This window comes from Mesorhizobium sp. M0106 (genome assembly GCF_040322715.1).
Taxonomy (GTDB): Bacteria; Pseudomonadota; Alphaproteobacteria; order Rhizobiales; family Rhizobiaceae; genus Mesorhizobium.
In genome coordinates, this window is sequence record NZ_JAMYUA010000057.1 from 1 (window position 1) to 16,090 (window position 16,090).

At 61.5% G+C, this 16,090-nt stretch carries 15 protein-coding genes and 4 pseudogenes; 7 read left to right on the forward strand and 12 right to left on the reverse strand.

What is annotated here, in order from left to right; all coding sequences use genetic code 11:
* The 7 genes and pseudogenes from cysW to NKJ55_RS31520 form a co-directional block, all read right to left on the reverse strand.
* Nucleotides 1-89: pseudogene (cysW, locus tag NKJ55_RS35695) on the reverse strand (sulfate/thiosulfate ABC transporter permease CysW); the annotation flags it as partial.
* A 2-nt stretch (nucleotides 90-91) separates the two neighbouring features.
* Nucleotides 92-838, reverse strand: a pseudogene (gene cysT, locus NKJ55_RS31495) (sulfate ABC transporter permease subunit CysT); the annotation flags it as partial.
* Nucleotides 835-1,863 carry a sulfate ABC transporter substrate-binding protein gene (locus NKJ55_RS31500; protein ID WP_352453290.1) on the reverse strand — a complete coding sequence of 343 codons (1,029 nt, stop codon included), beginning with the start codon at nucleotides 1,861-1,863 and terminating at the stop codon, nucleotides 835-837. The pseudogene cysT and the gene NKJ55_RS31500, both read right to left, overlap by 4 nt.
* Before the next feature lie 184 nt (nucleotides 1,864-2,047).
* A pseudogene (locus NKJ55_RS31505) lies at nucleotides 2,048-2,475 on the reverse strand (UbiA family prenyltransferase); the annotation flags it as partial.
* 349 nt (nucleotides 2,476-2,824) lie between these two features.
* The gene (locus tag NKJ55_RS31510) at nucleotides 2,825-3,091 is read right to left on the reverse strand and encodes a hypothetical protein (RefSeq protein WP_023680946.1); all 267 of its coding nucleotides are present in this window, start codon (nucleotides 3,089-3,091) and stop codon (nucleotides 2,825-2,827) included.
* A gap of 1,279 nt (nucleotides 3,092-4,370) precedes the next feature.
* Nucleotides 4,371-5,084: pseudogene (locus NKJ55_RS31515) on the reverse strand (IS6 family transposase).
* Between the two features lie 362 nt (nucleotides 5,085-5,446).
* Nucleotides 5,447-6,343 carry a LysR family transcriptional regulator gene (locus NKJ55_RS31520; RefSeq protein WP_352453291.1) on the reverse strand — a complete coding sequence of 299 codons (897 nt, stop codon included), beginning with the start codon at nucleotides 6,341-6,343 and terminating at the stop codon, nucleotides 5,447-5,449.
* A 79-nt stretch (nucleotides 6,344-6,422) separates the two neighbouring features.
* Between NKJ55_RS31520 and NKJ55_RS31525 the strand changes: the two genes are divergently transcribed.
* Both NKJ55_RS31525 and NKJ55_RS31530 read left to right on the forward strand, forming a co-directional pair.
* The gene (locus tag NKJ55_RS31525) at nucleotides 6,423-7,637 is read left to right on the forward strand and encodes a trans-sulfuration enzyme family protein (protein ID WP_352453292.1); all 1,215 of its coding nucleotides are present in this window, start codon (nucleotides 6,423-6,425) and stop codon (nucleotides 7,635-7,637) included.
* 23 nt (nucleotides 7,638-7,660) lie between these two features.
* Nucleotides 7,661-8,701: a transporter substrate-binding domain-containing protein gene (locus tag NKJ55_RS31530; protein ID WP_352453293.1), complete on the forward strand. Its 1,041-nt coding sequence runs from the start codon at nucleotides 7,661-7,663 to the stop codon at nucleotides 8,699-8,701.
* Here the strand turns inward: NKJ55_RS31530 and NKJ55_RS31535 are convergent.
* On the reverse strand, nucleotides 8,676-8,933 hold the full coding sequence (locus NKJ55_RS31535; RefSeq protein ID WP_352453294.1) for a hypothetical protein: 258 nt from the start codon (nucleotides 8,931-8,933) through the stop codon (nucleotides 8,676-8,678). The two genes, NKJ55_RS31530 and NKJ55_RS31535, sit on opposite strands and share 26 nt — an antisense overlap.
* Before the next feature lie 39 nt (nucleotides 8,934-8,972).
* Entirely contained in the window at nucleotides 8,973-9,131 is a 159-nt protein-coding gene (locus tag NKJ55_RS31540) for a hypothetical protein (protein ID WP_352453295.1), read from the reverse strand.
* 104 nt (nucleotides 9,132-9,235) lie between these two features.
* Between NKJ55_RS31540 and NKJ55_RS31545 the strand changes: the two genes are divergently transcribed.
* From NKJ55_RS31545 to NKJ55_RS31555, 3 genes are read left to right on the forward strand one after another with little or no spacing between them, the layout of a single operon-like run.
* Entirely contained in the window at nucleotides 9,236-9,886 is a 651-nt protein-coding gene (locus tag NKJ55_RS31545; RefSeq protein WP_352453296.1) for an ABC transporter permease subunit, read from the forward strand.
* Nucleotides 9,887-9,925: 39 nt separating this feature from the next.
* Nucleotides 9,926-10,981, forward strand: coding sequence for an amino acid ABC transporter permease (locus NKJ55_RS31550; protein WP_352453297.1), 1,056 nt, complete (start codon nucleotides 9,926-9,928; stop codon nucleotides 10,979-10,981).
* 11 nt (nucleotides 10,982-10,992) lie between these two features.
* Nucleotides 10,993-11,763, forward strand: coding sequence for an amino acid ABC transporter ATP-binding protein (locus tag NKJ55_RS31555; RefSeq protein ID WP_352453298.1), 771 nt, complete (start codon nucleotides 10,993-10,995; stop codon nucleotides 11,761-11,763).
* A 48-nt stretch (nucleotides 11,764-11,811) separates the two neighbouring features.
* On the opposite strand, the gene NKJ55_RS31560 is transcribed toward NKJ55_RS31555, so the two are convergent.
* On the reverse strand, nucleotides 11,812-12,150 hold the full coding sequence (locus NKJ55_RS31560) for a hypothetical protein (RefSeq protein WP_352453299.1): 339 nt from the start codon (nucleotides 12,148-12,150) through the stop codon (nucleotides 11,812-11,814).
* 158 nt (nucleotides 12,151-12,308) lie between these two features.
* Between NKJ55_RS31560 and NKJ55_RS31565 the strand changes: the two genes are divergently transcribed.
* A complete protein-coding gene (locus NKJ55_RS31565; protein ID WP_352453300.1) occupies nucleotides 12,309-13,754 on the forward strand; it encodes a hypothetical protein in 1,446 nt (481 codons plus the stop codon).
* A 151-nt stretch (nucleotides 13,755-13,905) separates the two neighbouring features.
* Here the strand turns inward: NKJ55_RS31565 and NKJ55_RS31570 are convergent, their stop codons facing one another.
* Nucleotides 13,906-14,496, reverse strand: coding sequence for a TetR/AcrR family transcriptional regulator (locus tag NKJ55_RS31570; protein ID WP_352453301.1), 591 nt, complete (start codon nucleotides 14,494-14,496; stop codon nucleotides 13,906-13,908).
* Between the two features lie 55 nt (nucleotides 14,497-14,551).
* Here NKJ55_RS31570 and NKJ55_RS31575 point away from each other — a divergent pair, with 55 nt between their 5' ends.
* Nucleotides 14,552-15,565: a methyltransferase domain-containing protein gene (locus tag NKJ55_RS31575; RefSeq protein WP_352453302.1), complete on the forward strand. Its 1,014-nt coding sequence runs from the start codon at nucleotides 14,552-14,554 to the stop codon at nucleotides 15,563-15,565.
* Nucleotides 15,566-15,774: 209 nt separating this feature from the next.
* Here NKJ55_RS31575 and NKJ55_RS31580 read toward each other — a convergent pair whose 3' ends face one another.
* Nucleotides 15,775-16,068, reverse strand: coding sequence for an oligopeptide/dipeptide ABC transporter ATP-binding protein (locus NKJ55_RS31580; protein WP_352453303.1), 294 nt, complete (start codon nucleotides 16,066-16,068; stop codon nucleotides 15,775-15,777).
* Nucleotides 16,069-16,090: the final 22 nt, after the last annotated feature.

Here is a 16,090-nt window from a genome sequence, read left to right on the forward strand (position 1 = left end):
GCGGCATTGTACTCGTTATAAAGGATTTCAACATGCAGCGGCATGGTGTTGGTTAGCCCGCGTATGTGGCCCGACACGACCGAGATGGCGCGATGACGATCAGAAGCGGCGCGATCTCGGATTTGAACGGCAGGTTGCCGGCGATGAAGATGACGGAACCGTACTCGCCGACGCCGCGCGCGAAGGCCAGCGCGAAACCGGTGACGATGGCCGGCGCCAGTCCGGGAAGCAGAACGCGGCTGATGATCTGGAAGCGATTGGCGCCGAGCGTTGCGGCCACTTCCTCCACCTCCTTGTCGATCTCCTCCATGATCGGCTGCACGGTACGAACGACGAAAGGCAGGCCGATAAAGATCAACGCGATGACGATGCCAAGCGGCGTATACGCGACCTTGATGCCGAGCGGCATCAGCAGGCTTCCGATCCAGCCGTTCGGTGCGTAAAGCGTGGTCAGTGCGATGCCGGCCACCGCTGTCGGCAGCGCGAAGGGCAGGTCGACCATGGCATCGGCGATGCGGCGGCCTGGAAAGCTGTAGCGCACCAGCACCCACGCGACGATCGTGCCGAAGACGACGTTGACAGCGGCGGCAATGAAGGCGGTGCCGAAGCTGATTTCAAGCGCGTTGATGGTGCGGCGATCGGTGACGATCGCCCAGAAGTCGGTCCAGCCGAGCGCCGCCGAGCGCCAGATCAGCCCGGACAGCGGAATGAGGAGGGTGAGGAAGGCAAGCGAGAAGCCGAGCGTCAATCCGAAACCCGGAATGACGCTCGGCTGTCTGAACCGCCACCCCGCCTTGGCGGGCGTGCTGTGGTCATGTCGTCCTGATCTAAATGCTATTGGGCCGGCTTATAGATCTGGTCAAATATACCACCGTCGCCGAAATGGTAAGGCTGCGCCTTCATCCATCCGCCGAAAATTGGATCGTCGATGCTGATCCGCTTGATTTCCGGCAGTTTGGCGAGATCCTCCGCAGGCACCAGGTCGGGCTTCGCCGGACGGTAGTGGTTCTTGGCGATGATCGTCTGGCCTTCCTTGGAATAGAGATAGCCCAGATAGGCTTCGGCAACTTTCCGTGTGCCCTTGGCATCGACATTGGCGTCGACAACGGCGACCGGCGGCTCGGCCAGGATCGAGGTCGGCGGGATGACGATTTCGAACTGATCGGCGCCGAACTCGTCCAGCGCCAGATAGGCCTCGTTTTCCCAGGCGATCAGCACGTCGCCCAGGCCCTTTTGCGCGAAGGTCACGGTCGAGCCACGCGCGCCGGTGTCAAGCACCGGAACATGGGAATAGAGGTTGCCGACGAATTCCTTGGTCTTGGCTTCATCGCCGCCATCGTTGGTGTTGGCCCAGGCCCAGGCCGCGAGGTAGGCCCACCGGCCACCACCGGAGGTCTTGGGATTGGACGTGATCACCTGGACGCTGTCCTTTGTGAGATCGCCAAAATCGTGAATGCCCTTGGGGTTGCCTTTGCGGACGAGGAGGACAATGGTCGAGGTATAAGGCGCCGAATTGTTCTCGAACTTCGTCCGCCAGTCGGGATTGATCTTCTTCGTTTTCGAGACGATCGCGTCGATGTCGCCTTGCAGCCCCAGCGTCACCACGTCGGCGTCGAGGCCGTCGATTACCGCGCGAGCCTGAGCGCCCGATCCCCCATGCGACTGCTGGACGGCGACGGTCTCGCCGGTCTCGGACTTCCAGTGGGCGGTGAAAGCCTCATCGAATTGCTTGTAGAGCTCACGCGTCGGGTCATAGGACACGTTGAGAATGGTGGTATCGGCAAACGCGAAACCGAGCGTGCCGAACTGGACAGATGTGGCGACCAGTGCGCCGAGCAGTTTCATGAAATGAGGTTTGGTCATTTCCGCCTCCGTTGAACTCGCGTCAAATCTACCGAATTGATAGAATTTAGATCAATGTTGCCTTTTTTGGCCTAGTGAAGCAATTTCTCGCCTATTTCACCCTAAATGAGGAATGTTTTTCCTCACATAACGTGACTCGGGATCCTGGGCTCCCGGACGCGATAACTAGAAACCGCCAGCCCTTCGGCAATACGCAAGTGGCGATCAGGCGCGTGTAGGGCGTCAGGAAGAGCAGGAGCGACGCCGCAAGCGCAAGCGGAATTGCCAGAAAGGCGATTGCTGGGACCATGCCGATCTGGCCGCTTGCCAGAGGGCGAAAGCGGGTCCGCTCAACGTGGCCGTCGAACCTGCGATCGGCAATGTCATTGATCGTGGACCCGGCGCTTCTCATCAGAAACGCGCCAAGGGTGAATAGCGCCAATTGCTGAACGGCGGGGATACCATGTGCCGCTTGGATCAATGCGGCCCAACAGGGAACAACGTCAGCCATATGCCCACTGGCCGATCCAGCCGCGCGAGCCGCGTGTAGGGCCGCCATGCACGCGGCAGCCGGCGATCCACCCAGTCACCTCTATGAATATCACTCAGGTCCGGTCGGCTCGAAGTCGCCATGAAGTAATCTTAATCCCGCGCAGAGAAAGGCATTTTCCTGTTCGGTTGAAGTGCCAAATTCGCAGCGTTGCGTATGCGCGCAATGGCAGCCTCGGGGTGGCAAGCGGAAGTCCAGCGTGAACGCGCGGAATAGTTGCTTTGCGGACCTGAGCCGGCATTAGGTTGCGCAAGCTGTAGCGGCTGATCTTGGCACGACCGAGACCAACGGCGGCGCTCACGCGCAGGACCGGCTCTTGAAGCCAGTGCCCAGCGGGCTCTACGCCAATAATGGGCGCTTTCCAGAATGACCGGAACCGCACGGCAATCGCTGAGCAAACCCTTCTAACCTTGGCCAGCGGAGCAATCACCTTTACGATTCGACCAGGATCACCAAGGACTCTGGCACCACTCCATCGAAGGCCATCGCATCCGCGGCTTCCTTGCTCTGCATAGCTTTCATCATGGCGTCCATGTCCGGAACGTCCATAAGAACGGCCACCCGGGTCGGATTTTGTGGATCTACAAATGTTCGTATGTTGGTCACGCCGAGCGGACCAAAAAGCTCTTTGCGCTTCGGCGAGTCGAGCCAGTGCTTCGCTCCTTTTGTGATGTTATGGTGGCCAATGACTGTCGGCATTGCATCCTCCCTATCGTGACGGCGAAGTCCGGCATCGCCAAGAGTGCCAAGATCCATCCCCGTCGAACCACGGAGCGCCGTTTTGGTTGGACTGTCAATTATTTCGTTAAGGACGCGGAAGAACGATTCGGAGAGGGCGTTTCTTCCGGACGGTTCGACCTCAATGAACCAGGATCGCGGTCACGCGGCTGTGGCTATTGACATGTGACATGCGCAAACAGCCGGACAACAACTGCAAGGGCCCGCGTGGCAGATATGGGGATCCAGCGCGGGGGTCGGAAAGGGCAGTTGCGGGAGTAGGGCTGCCATTCATGACCCGGCGGGCCAAGGTCGTCTTCGGGTCGACTCCGGCCGTAGAGCGAAGGTCCGCTGTTGAGAGCGGCGGTGAGGGTCCGGTAATGGCGCTACTTACTCGTTCAGGTGGCCGCTACAGTTGATTGCTAGAGTTAGTCTAGCGTGTCCAAGCGCCATGAAGCGAGCTTACAGCCAAAAGGAAAGTCGGCGGCCCATTTTTCAATGAGCGTTGCCCGAACCCGCCGACCTGCGGATTGCCATTGGCCCCGCGATTCGCAGCTTTGCCGGAACGGAGGCGTGCCGTCTAGCAATGTAAGCGTGTACCATTTCAGCTGCGGAAGTTTTCAAGATCTCTGCCTTAAATCTTTCGGCCATCGCTCGCGCAATCTGTGCTGCCTATAAAGTCGCGCAGCACGAGGTGATCTAGGTTGCAGGGTTGGCGCGGCAAGCGTTCCTCGGCCAGGAATCAGGCGCCAGCGCTGAACAACGCAGCCGGGACGAGTTTCCGGATTCGTTACCGCCATCGGCGATTTGCTCACGGGCTTCGCAAGTCCACGGTGCACTCGTGAGACTCCTAATTGCGCTCCGCCGCGCCGAATGATTACGGAGTACTAGCCTGCCCAATCCCAGCGCGCCCAGAGTTCTGGCTCGCGTGTGAACCATTAGGCCGGCGGGACGTTGCTCTGCGGATCCAACAGCTGACGGCACGACCGTGGAGGAATCCAAGCATCATTCTACGCCTCAGAAACAAGACACGCCCGGTGCCTTGGCGAACTTTCCTTATGACCGAATGACCGTCGAGCGATTTCGGGGGCGTTTCCGCGAGCGAGGTGGAACGACGAGCGCAGGAGCTGGTTTGTGCCGGGAAAGACGGCGCCGCTACCTCTTTGGCGACCTCTATTCGACCCGCGGGAGCATCATCAACCCCAAGAGGTGATGTCACATAAACGGAGATGGGCTGTCGTTGTGACTTTTGGGAATGATTTCAGGCGATCACGCCGGCAGCAGCTTTCCATTGCGCCATGGCATTCAAGCGGTGAAGATGGATTTGAAAGGCGGAGCGTTTTGAACGGGGCGGGACGAAGAGATTGCGGACTGCAGAGAACGTCGAGACGAAACGCTGGAGGCTCCCCGGTGATCGAAAATCTTGTATCATCCGCTCTCGTTTTCGCAGTGGCACATGCGAATTCTCCGCTCTGTTGTTCAAGCCCTTGTGCGACCGGTGCTCGATGTCCGTCATGACTAGACGCCGCGCTGCTCCATAGGAGCCGAGCTTGTCGGTGATCATGCGCTTCGGCACCTGGCCCTGCTTCTTCAACAGCCGTGTCAGCACGCGCTTGGCGGCCTTAGTGTTGCGCCGGGTCTAGCCGATCTCGTCGAGCACATAGCCGTCCTGGTTGACGGCCCGCCATAACCAATGCTTCTTGCCGGCGATCATGATGGCGACTTCGTCGAGGTGCCAGATATCATTTCGACTGGGCTGCTTGCGGCGCAGGCGCCGGGCGTAGTCCAGCCCGAACTTCTTTCCCCACCGACGGATCGTCTCGTAGGAAACGACAATGCCGCGCTCCAGCAGCATTTCTTCGACACGACGCAGGCTCAGCGGAAATCGATAATCCAGCCACACCGCGTGGGCGATGATCTCGGGTGGGAACCGATGCCGTTTGTAGCTGATCTGCGAAGTGTTCGTCCCCAGCATCTATCGCAGCGATCCCTGACACGCGGTTACCGTGACAACGCCCCTGGGAGCGCCTGGACCAAATCGGGTGCCCAGTTCTAATATGTGGCGGGTGGTACGACGGGATCGCTCTACCGTCATCTCAGGAATGCATGGTGGGAAGACTCCCGAGGGCGACCTTGCGCATGTTCGAAGGTGGCCATCTATTTCTCTGGCAGGATAGCTCCGCGTTCGCCGAGATCGTCCGGTTTCTTGCAAACGAGGAAGCCGGCTAAAGGGCGAACACGAATTTGCGCCGTGCGAGGCTGCGTGAGGCCATGGACGTCCGCGCCTTACTGAGGCAAGACCGGTCGCGTCTATGTTTAGGCGGCGAGCCACATTGCCTATGCCTCGCTCGATAGCATATTGCGGGCGGCATAGAGTTCGCCAATGAAGTCGGTGATCAAGGTCGAATTGATGCCGTCCGGCGGGCGCAGGAGTAGCGCGCGGAAATTGACGGCCGGCTCGAATGGCCTGGCCAAAATACCGCCGATCATGCCGTCCGCAATGACGGAGGGATTGACCAAGCCGATTCCCATGCCCTTCGCTGCAAGGATAGCGATGGTCAGGCCGTAGGGCGTTTCGATCAGGATGCGCGGCCGTACCCCATGCGCGGCCAGGATCTTGTCCATCGCGAGCCGAGCCGTATCTTCCGGCGACAATGCCAGGAAGGCCTCGTCGGCGAGATCGGCCGGCGTGATTATCTGCTTCCGCGCCAGCCGGTGGTTCTTCGGCATTACACAGACGGCGCGCGGCGTGGTGAAGATGCTGTGCAGCACGCCGCTGGTATCGACCTCGTCGGCCGCGAGCCCGATATCGAAACTGCCAGAGGCGACCAGGTCGCGCACGATATTGGAGGTGCGGACCTGATAGCTGATTCGCACCTGCGGATGCCGGTGCGAGAACGCTACGATGGCGCGCGGCACCAGCCCATGCCCGAGTGCCGACAGGGAGGCGACGCGGATGGTACCGGTGCCGACCTCCTTGATCTGGGCCGCCCGCAGCTTGAGCCGGTCGAGCCCGACCAGATTGGCTTTCACCTCGGCATGGAACAACTCCCCTTCGCGTGTCGGCACCAGCCTGCCACGAATGCGGTCGAAAAGCCTGAAGCCGAGTTCGGCCTCTAGCTTGGCTAGCGAACGGCTGATGGCCGGCTGCGAGGTATCCAGCAGCGCGGCCGCCGCGCCGGCGCCGCGCGTGATCATGATCGCGTTGAAGACATCGATGTCGCGCAGGTTCATAGTCAGCCCATATCAAAAGCGAATTAACTTTATCGCTGCGGTCATAGATGGCAATGGATGAGCCCGCTAAGTTTCGCCCATGAACCGACGCGACGACACTTCACATGTCCATCCTCCCAAGCGCTCCGAGGAACCGTTTCAGGCGGTGGCGATGCCGGTCGAGCGAGCCTCGACCGTGGTCTTTGACGATCTGGAATCGTTCGAGCGTCGCGTCGAGCGTCTGTACGACGGGTTCAGCTACGGACTTTACGGCACACCGACCAGCCGGCAGCTCGAGGATCATATCGCCGTGCTGGAAGGCGGATTGCGGGCCCTCGTCGTCCCGTCGGGCATGGCGGCCATGACGCTGGCGACCATGGCTGTCTGCCGTGGCGGCGAAAGGGTTCTGATCCCGGAGACGCTCTATGGCCCGGCGCGCGACATGGCAGAGCGTTTTCTTGGCCCCCTCGGGATCGAGGCGGTTTCCTACAATGCAAGGCTGGACGCAAGCATCGCGGCCATGATCGACGGCAGAACGCGGCTGGTTTGGGTAGAATCGCCTGGCTCGGCCACCTTCGAAGTCCAGGATGTGCCCGCCATCACAGCCGCGGCCCACAAGGCCGGCGTGCTCGTCGCGGCCGACAACACCTGGGCCTCGCATCTGCTGTTCAAGCCGCTCGCTCATGGCGTCGACATCTCCATGCAGGCGCTTTCCAAGCACGCCGGCGGCCATGGCGATCTCCTGATGGGTTCAGTCTCAGTGCGCGACGAGGCGCTGTTCCGACGCCTGAAGGACACGGCGCGCTTCCTCGGCTACGGGGTCTCGCCGGAGGATTGCGCGCTGTGCGAGCGTGGCCTGATGACCATGCCGGTGCGCGTGCGTCATGCCGACGCCACCGCGCGCAAGATCCTCGCCTGGCTATCGGAACGCCCGGAAGTCGCGCAGATCTTGCATCCCGCGGAGCCTGGCCATCCCGGCCACGCGGTCTGGAAGCGTGACTTCGCCGGATCGGCGGGCGTGTTCTCCTTCGTGCTGCGGCCGGAACTGGCGCCACTGCAATCCGATGTCCTGCGCAGCCTGCGGCTGTTCAGGCTCGGCGCAAGCTGGGGCGGCGTGCATTCGCTGATTGCCGTCAGCGATCCGCGCAAAGGGCGCGCCAGCCTCGATTGGCTGAAGCCCGGCCCGGTCTGGCGCCTGTCGATCGGCCTTGAGGCGCTCGAAGATCTTCTGGCCGACCTTTCCCAGGCCTTCGAACTCTTTGATGAAGCCCGGCGCAACGGAACCGCAGCAGCCGACGCCAAGGCCGCCGAATGATTAGAACCTCAACGAGAAGGGGAATGACTATGAAACATCAAGGTCTGAAATGGCTCACGGGTCTGGCGATAGGGCTGGCCAGCCTGTCTTCGGGCGCCGTGGACGCCAGCGCGCAGGCGGTTATCAACAAGATCAAGGAACGCGGCTATGTCAGCTGCGGCGCCAGCCAGGGCGTGCCTGGTCTCTCCCGGCCCGACGAGAAGGGGTATTATCGCGGCTTCGATTCCGATATCTGCCGCACTTTCGCGGTCGCCATCCTCGGCGACAAGGAGAAGATCCGTTACGTGCCGCTTAACGCAGGCCAACGTTTTCCTGCGCTGCAGACCGGAGAGATCGACGTTCTGTCGCGCACATCCACCATCACCTACAGTCGCGATACGGTTGTCCGCTTCGTCTGGATCAATCTCTACGACACGGACGGCATGCTCGTGCGCAAGGCCGACAATATTACCGAGCCCAAACTGCTGGACGGAAAGACCGTCTGCCTGCAAGGCGGTGGTAGCCTGACCGAGAAAGCGATCGAGGAAACCGAGGAAGAGTTCGGGATCGCGATGGAGAAAGTCTATTACGACTCGACCATTCAGGCGCGCGACGCCTTCTTTGGCGGCCGCTGCGATTCCTACGTCACCGACGGCACCGCGGCAGCAGGACAGCGTGCCGCGGTGGCCAAGAACCCGGACGACTACGACATCATCAAGGTCGGCAAAGCCGCCGAACCCAATGGCGTCGCGGTCGCCCGCGGCGACGATCAACTCTTCGACGTCGTGCGTTGGACATTGAATGCCCTGTTCTGGGCCGAGGCCAACGGCATCACCTCGCAAAACGTCGATGAAAAGCTTGCCTCGGGCAGTCCGGAAGTCAAAGGCGTGCTGGGTGAGGAGCCCGGTTTCGGCAAGCCGCTCGGATTGGACGACAAGTGGGCCTACAACGTCATCAAACAAATGGGCAACTACGCCGAGATCTGGGATCGCAATCTCGGCAAGGACAGCCCGCTGAAGGTCGAGCGCGGCCTGAACGCGTTGTGGAAGGACGGCGGCCTCAACTATCCTTTCCCTTGGGATTGAGCTGCACATGAAGGGGACGCGCCCGCCGTTCCCTTTCCCTGCCAACGCCGCGAACCGTCGAGGTCGAAATGCTGAGCGATGCCAAGACCAGATCGATCATCATCCAGTGTGCCCTGGTGGCCGTGGCTGCCGCCTTCGCTGCCCTGCTCGTCAGCACGACTTTCGCCAATCTCAGGGCACGCGGCATCCCGATCGGCTTCGATTTCCTGACGATGCCGTCAAGGATCGTCATCTCCGAAGCAATCCTCACTTACAAGTCGCGGGACCCCTATTACTGGGCGATCGCGACCGGGCTCGCCAATACGGTCTTCATCTCCGCGGTCGTCATCGTCTTTTCATCCGCGCTCGGCCTCGTCGTCGGCATCACCCGGCTGAGCAGCAATCCCCTGGCGGCGGGCACCTGCCGCGTATGGGTGGAGGTTGCACGCAATTCACCGCCGATCGTGCTTCTGATCTTTCTCTACTCGCTGTGGTGGAAGGTGCTGCCGCCGGTCGGCGAAGCGCTCAATCCCCTGCCCGGTGTTTACGGCCTCCATGCGCGGCTTTGTGGTGCCGGCCGTCAGCATGGACGTCGCCACCCAGGGATTGCTCGTCATTGCTCTCGCCCTGGCACTGGCGGCCGCCGGCTGGGCGGCGGCGCGACGAGGATGGTTGCCGCCGCTGGCCGCGCCGGCGATCCTCACGGTGGGCGTTGCCGGACTATGGCTTGCCGACGCGAAGTTCTCCGTCGACTGGCCGACCTTCACCGGGTCGAATTTCAAGGGTGGCCGGGAACTGACGCCCGAACTCAGTACCATCCTCATCGGGCTGACCATCTACACCACCGGCTTCGTCGCCGAGATCGTGCGCGGCGGCGTGCTTTCGGTCGGCCGCGGTCAGTGGGACGCAGGTCATTCGCTCGGCCTGCCGCGCGGCAAAATATTGCGCCTGATCATCATCCCGCAGATGCTGCGGGTGATCGTCCCGCCGCTCAACAGCCAATACATCAACGTCGTCAAGAATTCGACGCTGGCGATCGCGGTCGGCTATCCGGACTTCCTTGCGGTGATGAACACCATCATCAGCAAGTCCAGCCATTCGATCGAGGGCGTCTTCATCATCCTCGGCGTCTATCTCGCCCTCAACCTGAGCCTGTCAAGCGCGGCCAATTGGTACAACCGTCGCATCGCCATCGTGGAGCGCTGAACTATGAAGGCCGTGTCTCTTTCCCTTCCGGCCGAGCCAATGCCAGGACAGATCCGCTTCGGCGCCTTGCGGCGGTCAGCCAAGCTCCTGTTCGGCACGCCGCTCAATGCCGCCCTGACGCTGTTGTTCGGCGTTCTGCTCGTCGCCACGGTACCGCCGATGCTGCGCTGGCTAATAATCGACGCCGTGCTGTTCGACCCCAATCCAGGCGCCTGCCGGGTTGCCACCGGAGCCTGCTGGAGCTTCATCTACGCCAAGTCCGGGCAGTTGCTGTTCGGCATCTATCCGCTCGACGAACGCTGGCGCCCGGCGATCGTCTGCCTGCTCATCCTGGCGCTGCTTGCCTGGTCGGTGCGGCCCGCCAGTTGGGCCCTGCGGCTGCTGGCGCTCTGGGTGGCAGCGTTCGTGCTGATCTTCTGGCTGATGGGCGGCGGCATCGGCCTGACCGAGGTTCCGACCTCGTCCTGGGGCGGCCTGCCGGTGACGCTCATCCTCACCGTCGTTGCCATCGGCGTCGCCTTCCCGGTCGGCATTCTCTTGGCGCTGGCCAGGCGCTCGACCATGCCAGCGATACGCATCGGCGCCGTGGTCCTGATAGAATCGGTGCGCGGACTACCGCTGCTGTCCATCCTGTTCGTGGCGTCGATCATGATGCCGCTGTTCCTGCCCGAGGCCCTGTTGCCCGACAAATTCGTGCGCGCGCTGGTCGCGCTCACCATCTTCGCCGCGGCTTATCTCGCCGAGGTGATCCGCGGCGGCCTGCAGGCCATCCCGAATGGCCAGTACGAGGCTGCGGCAGCGCTCGGCCTGCCCTTCTGGCGCACGCAATATCTCGTCATCCTGCCGCAGGCGATCCGGGTGGCGATCCCGGCGCTGGCCAACACCATCATCGTCATGATCAAGAACACCAGCCTTGTCCTGGTGGTCGGCCTGTTCGACCTGATCAGCTCCGGTAAAGCGGCGCTGGCTGACCCGGACTGGCCGTCGCCGGCGGCCGAGACATTCCTGTTCATCGGCGCGATCTTCTTCGCGCTCTCCTTCTCGTTCGCCCGCTTCGCCGACTTCCTGGAGCGGCGCGGCCCGACCGCTCACTAGGAAATGCCTTGATGTTATCGCGCGCTCCGTCCATGACCGATCCCAGCGCTCCGCCCGCTATCCAAATGACCGGCATGAATAAGTGGTACGGAAACTTCCATGTGCTGAAGAATATCAACCTGACCGTCCATCGCGGCGAGAAGCTGGTGATCTGCGGTCCGTCCGGCTCGGGCAAGTCGACGATGATCCGCTGCATCAACCGGCTGGAGGAGCATCAGCAGGGGCAGATCGTCGTCGAAGGCGTCGAACTCAGCAACGATTTGAAGCAGATCGACGTAATCCGCAGTGACATCGGCATGGTGTTCCAGCACTTCAACCTGTTCCCGCATTTGACCATTCTGGAAAACCTGACACTGGCGCCGATCTGGGTGCGCAGGATGCGGCGCGGGCAAGCCGAGCAGACCGCCATGCACTATCTGGAGCGGGTGAAGATCCCGGACCAGGCGCATAAATATCCCGGCCAGTTGTCCGGCGGCCAGCAGCAGCGCGTCGCCATCGCCCGTGCGCTCTGTATGAGCCCGAAGATCATGCTCTTTGACGAACCGACCTCCGCCCTCGATCCTGAAATGGTCAAGGAAGTGCTCGACACCATGGTCGCGCTGGCCGACGATGGCATGACGATGCTGTGCGTCACGCACGAGATGGGATTTGCCCGCCAGGTCGCCGACCGCGTCGTCTTCATGGACCAGGGCGAGATCGTCGAGATGAACACGCCCTCCGAATTCTTCTCGCATCCGCGTCACCAGCGCAGCAAACTGTTTCTTGCCCAGATCCTGAACTAGCGAACCTCTCCCGCCAGCCCATGCGCCGGCCGGATGGGCAGACGCAAATCAGAAATCCATCCGGGGCCTGGTCAGCGCGCAGCGACCTGCCAGACCGCGACGCCGGCCCAGGATCAGGCCGGCGACGCCTTCGATGCTGCGCGAGATAATGTCGAACAAGCGCGGCCGACTCTCGAAGGAATACACCAGGCGTTCGCGAAACAGGATCGACAGCGCCGCGAGTTCCGGCCATTGGTAGATGTTCGGCCCACAACTTCTGCACGTCGACGATCCGGGCGCCTGGCGGTGGGCGCTCCGGTCCTGTTTCGACGATAATGCGCCGCCGGCCGGCGCAGGCACAGCTGCCACGTATTGCAGCAGACGGCAGAGGACGAGAACGTCGTCCACAACGCAACTCTCGACTCGAAGTCGTAGCTGCATCATATGGCCTGTTCACCAAGCGGGCTTTGGGGGCTAGCACGAAGTCGGGCACCCACTTTGGCACCTCCACTTGCGCGAGCAGTAGTCCGCTTTCCTTCGCAAATGCCATGTGGCAAGACGGATGGATGGCGGCGGACAGCGAACATAAAAGCATCTCTGCGAGAGCGTTGGGCATCGCATTATCAGCTGCTGCCCTCGTGCCGCATTTCACAACCCCAGCCTTTGCCCATGCTTCCGAGCGCGGCTATGTCATGCTCCTGCCGACCGGATATTATGTCGTGGGCGGGGCGGTGGCCGTAGCCGCGAGTTTTCTGGTTCTGGCTGTCCTCCCGCCCAGGCTGCTCGAACGCATTTCGGCATCCCGCCTGCCAATTGGTCAATTCGGCGACGCCGCGCGCATTTGGATCAGCACGCTCGCCTTCGCGGTTCTCGCCATACTCGTGGCGGCGGGAATTCTCGGCAGCCGAGATCCGCTGTCGAATCCACTTCCGCTAACGGTGTGGACGCTGGTCTGGGTCGGACTGACATTGCTTCAGGGCGTATTCGGCAATGTTTGGTCGTGGACAAACCCGTGGTACGGGCCGTGGCGCATTTTCTCCAGCGTCTTCCCGGCATTCCGCGATCGCACAATGCCACAAGGACTGGCTTACTGGCCGGCGTTGATTTTGTTTGCAAGCTTCGCCTGGTTCGAGCTGATCTATCCGGCGCCCGAAGATCCGGCGCGGCTTGCGTTCGCTCTCATGGCCTACTGGCTCTCGACGTTCGTCTGCATGATCATCTTCGGCTACGAAGGCTGGAGCCGGCGCGGCGAGTTTCTGTCCGCGTTCTTCCGCATGGTGTCACGCTTCGCCATCGTCGAAACGACGCCGGACCACCCAAGCGGGGGGCGCGCCCTCTCACTCTGCTGGCCTGGAGCGAAATTGTGGAGCGCGCAAGCCTTGCCGGCGAGCGGTATGCTCTTTCTGTTGCTGACGTTGAGCTCGGTGTCCTTCGACGGTCTGTCGAAGACCTTCTCTTGGCTGGGCGCGAATGGTGTCAATCCGCTCGAATTTCCGGGGCGCTCGGCATTAGTCGGAATCAACAGCGCCGGTCTTGTGCTGATGTTTATCGCACTTGTCGCCGTGTTCTTCGCCGCAGTGTTTGTCGGTGAGCGGTTGGCCGGGAGCATCTCTTTCGGAAAAGCGGTCGGGCTCCTTGTCTGGTCGATCGTCCCGATCGCGCTCGCCTATCATTTTTCCCACTATCTGACGGCCCTCCTGGTGAACGGCCAGAATGCGCTCGTCGCTATTTCGGATCCGTTTGATCGGGGATGGAACCTATTCGGCACGGCGCACATGAATGTCGGGGCGGGAGTGATCATGGGCTCCGATGCAGCGTGGATCATCTGGAACTTTCAGGCGGCGGCGATCATCGGCGGCCATATACTTGCCGTTCTGGTCGCGCATGGGCTGGCGTTCCGTTTGCATCCGGCGCGCAGCCGCGCGGCGCTCAGCCAATTTCCGCTGACCGTTTTTATGGTCGGATATACGGTTTTCGGGCTGTGGCTGCTGTCCACGCCGACGGCCGTCTGACGGCCGCAAGCCACGTATCGGAGGCGTTGGTCGACAGACCTCACGGCGGTGTATCGCGACCTCAAGGACATGCGTCGAACAAAGCCGGTGGTTGGTGAATTGGCAACGCCGGCACTGCAACTGACTGCTTCACAGTTCTTCGGCCTGATATCTAAGCCGACGGGACGCCCTCGGTGGCCAGACGCCGGAAGATCTGGTCGACTTGTTGCGGCGGCAATTTGGCGCCGCCGTCGAGCCACCAGATCAGCACCGACAGAAAGGCACCCACGACGAACTGGACGATCAGTTCGTTCGGCACGACATCGGGGAGCTTCCTGTCCTTCTTTGCGGCAAGCTCCGCGCGCACGAGATCGCATAGAATCTCGCGGATGCTGCCGAGCACAATAGTCCCACCGCGGCCCCCGGCCAGAGCTCGGTAGAGATCTATATGTTCACGCGCGTGCTCGAACATACCGAGCACGAACCCCAAGCTGCGATCTTTCAGCTCGCCTGGCGCTGCAAGCGCATGCCGCTGGCGTTCGACCAGCATGGCGCGCAGATGATCGTCCAGGCCGCTGCGCTTGAGGTCGTCCTTGCTGGTGAAGTGCGCGTAAAAGGTCGATCGGCCGATGTTTGCCTCATTGCAGATGTCCTCGACGGTAATTGCTTCATATCCCTTTCTCAGGATCAAAGTGATCAGCGCATGGTGAAGAGTCGACCGGGTCCGGGCGACACGGCGGTCTATCGTCTTTTCCGTTACCATGAGCTTTTCCGGTCAGATGGCAGAGGACCGTGCGGTACCGGACATTCTGCCGCGAATGGTCGTTGACGCGTTCCCGGATATCATGTCAGTTTCCGAACATGATGTCCATCAACCGGCGAGAGTGGCCAAGGAGTCTCTGATGAGAAAACATGGGCATAACAACAGCGGAGCCGGCGCGCCCGGCCGCATCATACATTGGGCAGCACGCTACGATCTGATGACTTGGCTGTTCACCTTAGGCCGCGAACGCGCCTTTCGCGAAAAGATCCTCCGGTTGACGCAGCTCGAACCTGGAGAGGTCCTCGATATAGGGTGCGGGACGGGAACGCTCGCTATACTTGCCAAGCAGCAGGTCGGGCCGACGGGCACCGTGCACGGGATCGATGCGTCACCGGAAATGATCACCAGGGCGGGTGCGAAGGCTCGAAGAGTCGGTCTGAAGGTCACCTTTGAAAAGGCCGCCGCCCAGGCATTACCGTTCCGGGATGCCGAATTCGATGTCGTAACGACGACGCTGATGCTCCATCATCTTTCTGCCGATGGACGTAATCAGATGGCTCATGAGATACACAGAGTCCTGAAGCCATCCGGTCGCGTACTCGCCGTCGACTTCGTGCAAGCGCCACAGGATGGAGGCTTCATCGATCGCTTCCACCATCACGGCGTCAGCACAGTCGACGACATCATAACGGAATTCCGGGACTCGGGTCTCAACATCGTCGCTAGCGGCGCGGTTGGCACGAAGAACCTGCAGTTCGTGCTAGCCACGGCGGCCGCCGACGTTGCCCGTATTCGCGATAGGTTTGTCGCTCTCGGCACGGAAGAACCCTCAGGCCCGGCACGGCCTGCAGCCATGAGCCACCTGCACACCATAGGCCTGGTGCTAGGCATCGTCGCGCTGATCGCCATGCACGCAGGCGCGCCCTGGTGGCTATCGTGGCGCGGTCTAAGCGACGCCTCAAATCCGATCTCTTACACAGTGATTGCACTCGTGGCCCTTTTCGTAATCTTCAAGATCGGATTGCTCGGTGGCCTGCATCGGTGGAGCAGAGGCCGCCGCCAGCGTTGAGGCCGCTTGCTATTACGACATCGCGTCTCGCTACGGCTTGTTGGACACGCAGGAGTTCACCTTTCACACCCGGACGCGAATCGCGCGTCCGCTCCGGTCTCCCCGCCTTGCGAGGGTGGTGGTAGGCCAATCTAATCCCGTCGCAGCGAGATCAGACGCTGGCAGACGGCGCTTAACGTTATTCTCGGAAGACCAACTGCCATTCGTTGTCAGATCACCGGGCGGTGATCACTCTCAGCCAGATGGCAGGCGGCGACGCCGCCATGAGGAACGGGACGCAGTTGGGGCTCGTCCAACCGGCAGATATCCATCGCCACCGGACAGCGCGTGTTGAACCGGCAGCCCGGCGGTGGATTGCTCGGGCTCGGCGGGTCGCCTGCGAGGATGATGCGGCGGCGGTCGGCCTCAATGCGCTTTCCCAGCGATAGAGGGTCGAACGCGGCACTCCGACGGCCCGCGCTGCCTGCCCGGCATCCAGTCCGTCCCGCATCGCGCGCCGCCATCGCGCCACCGCGTCGCGTCTTC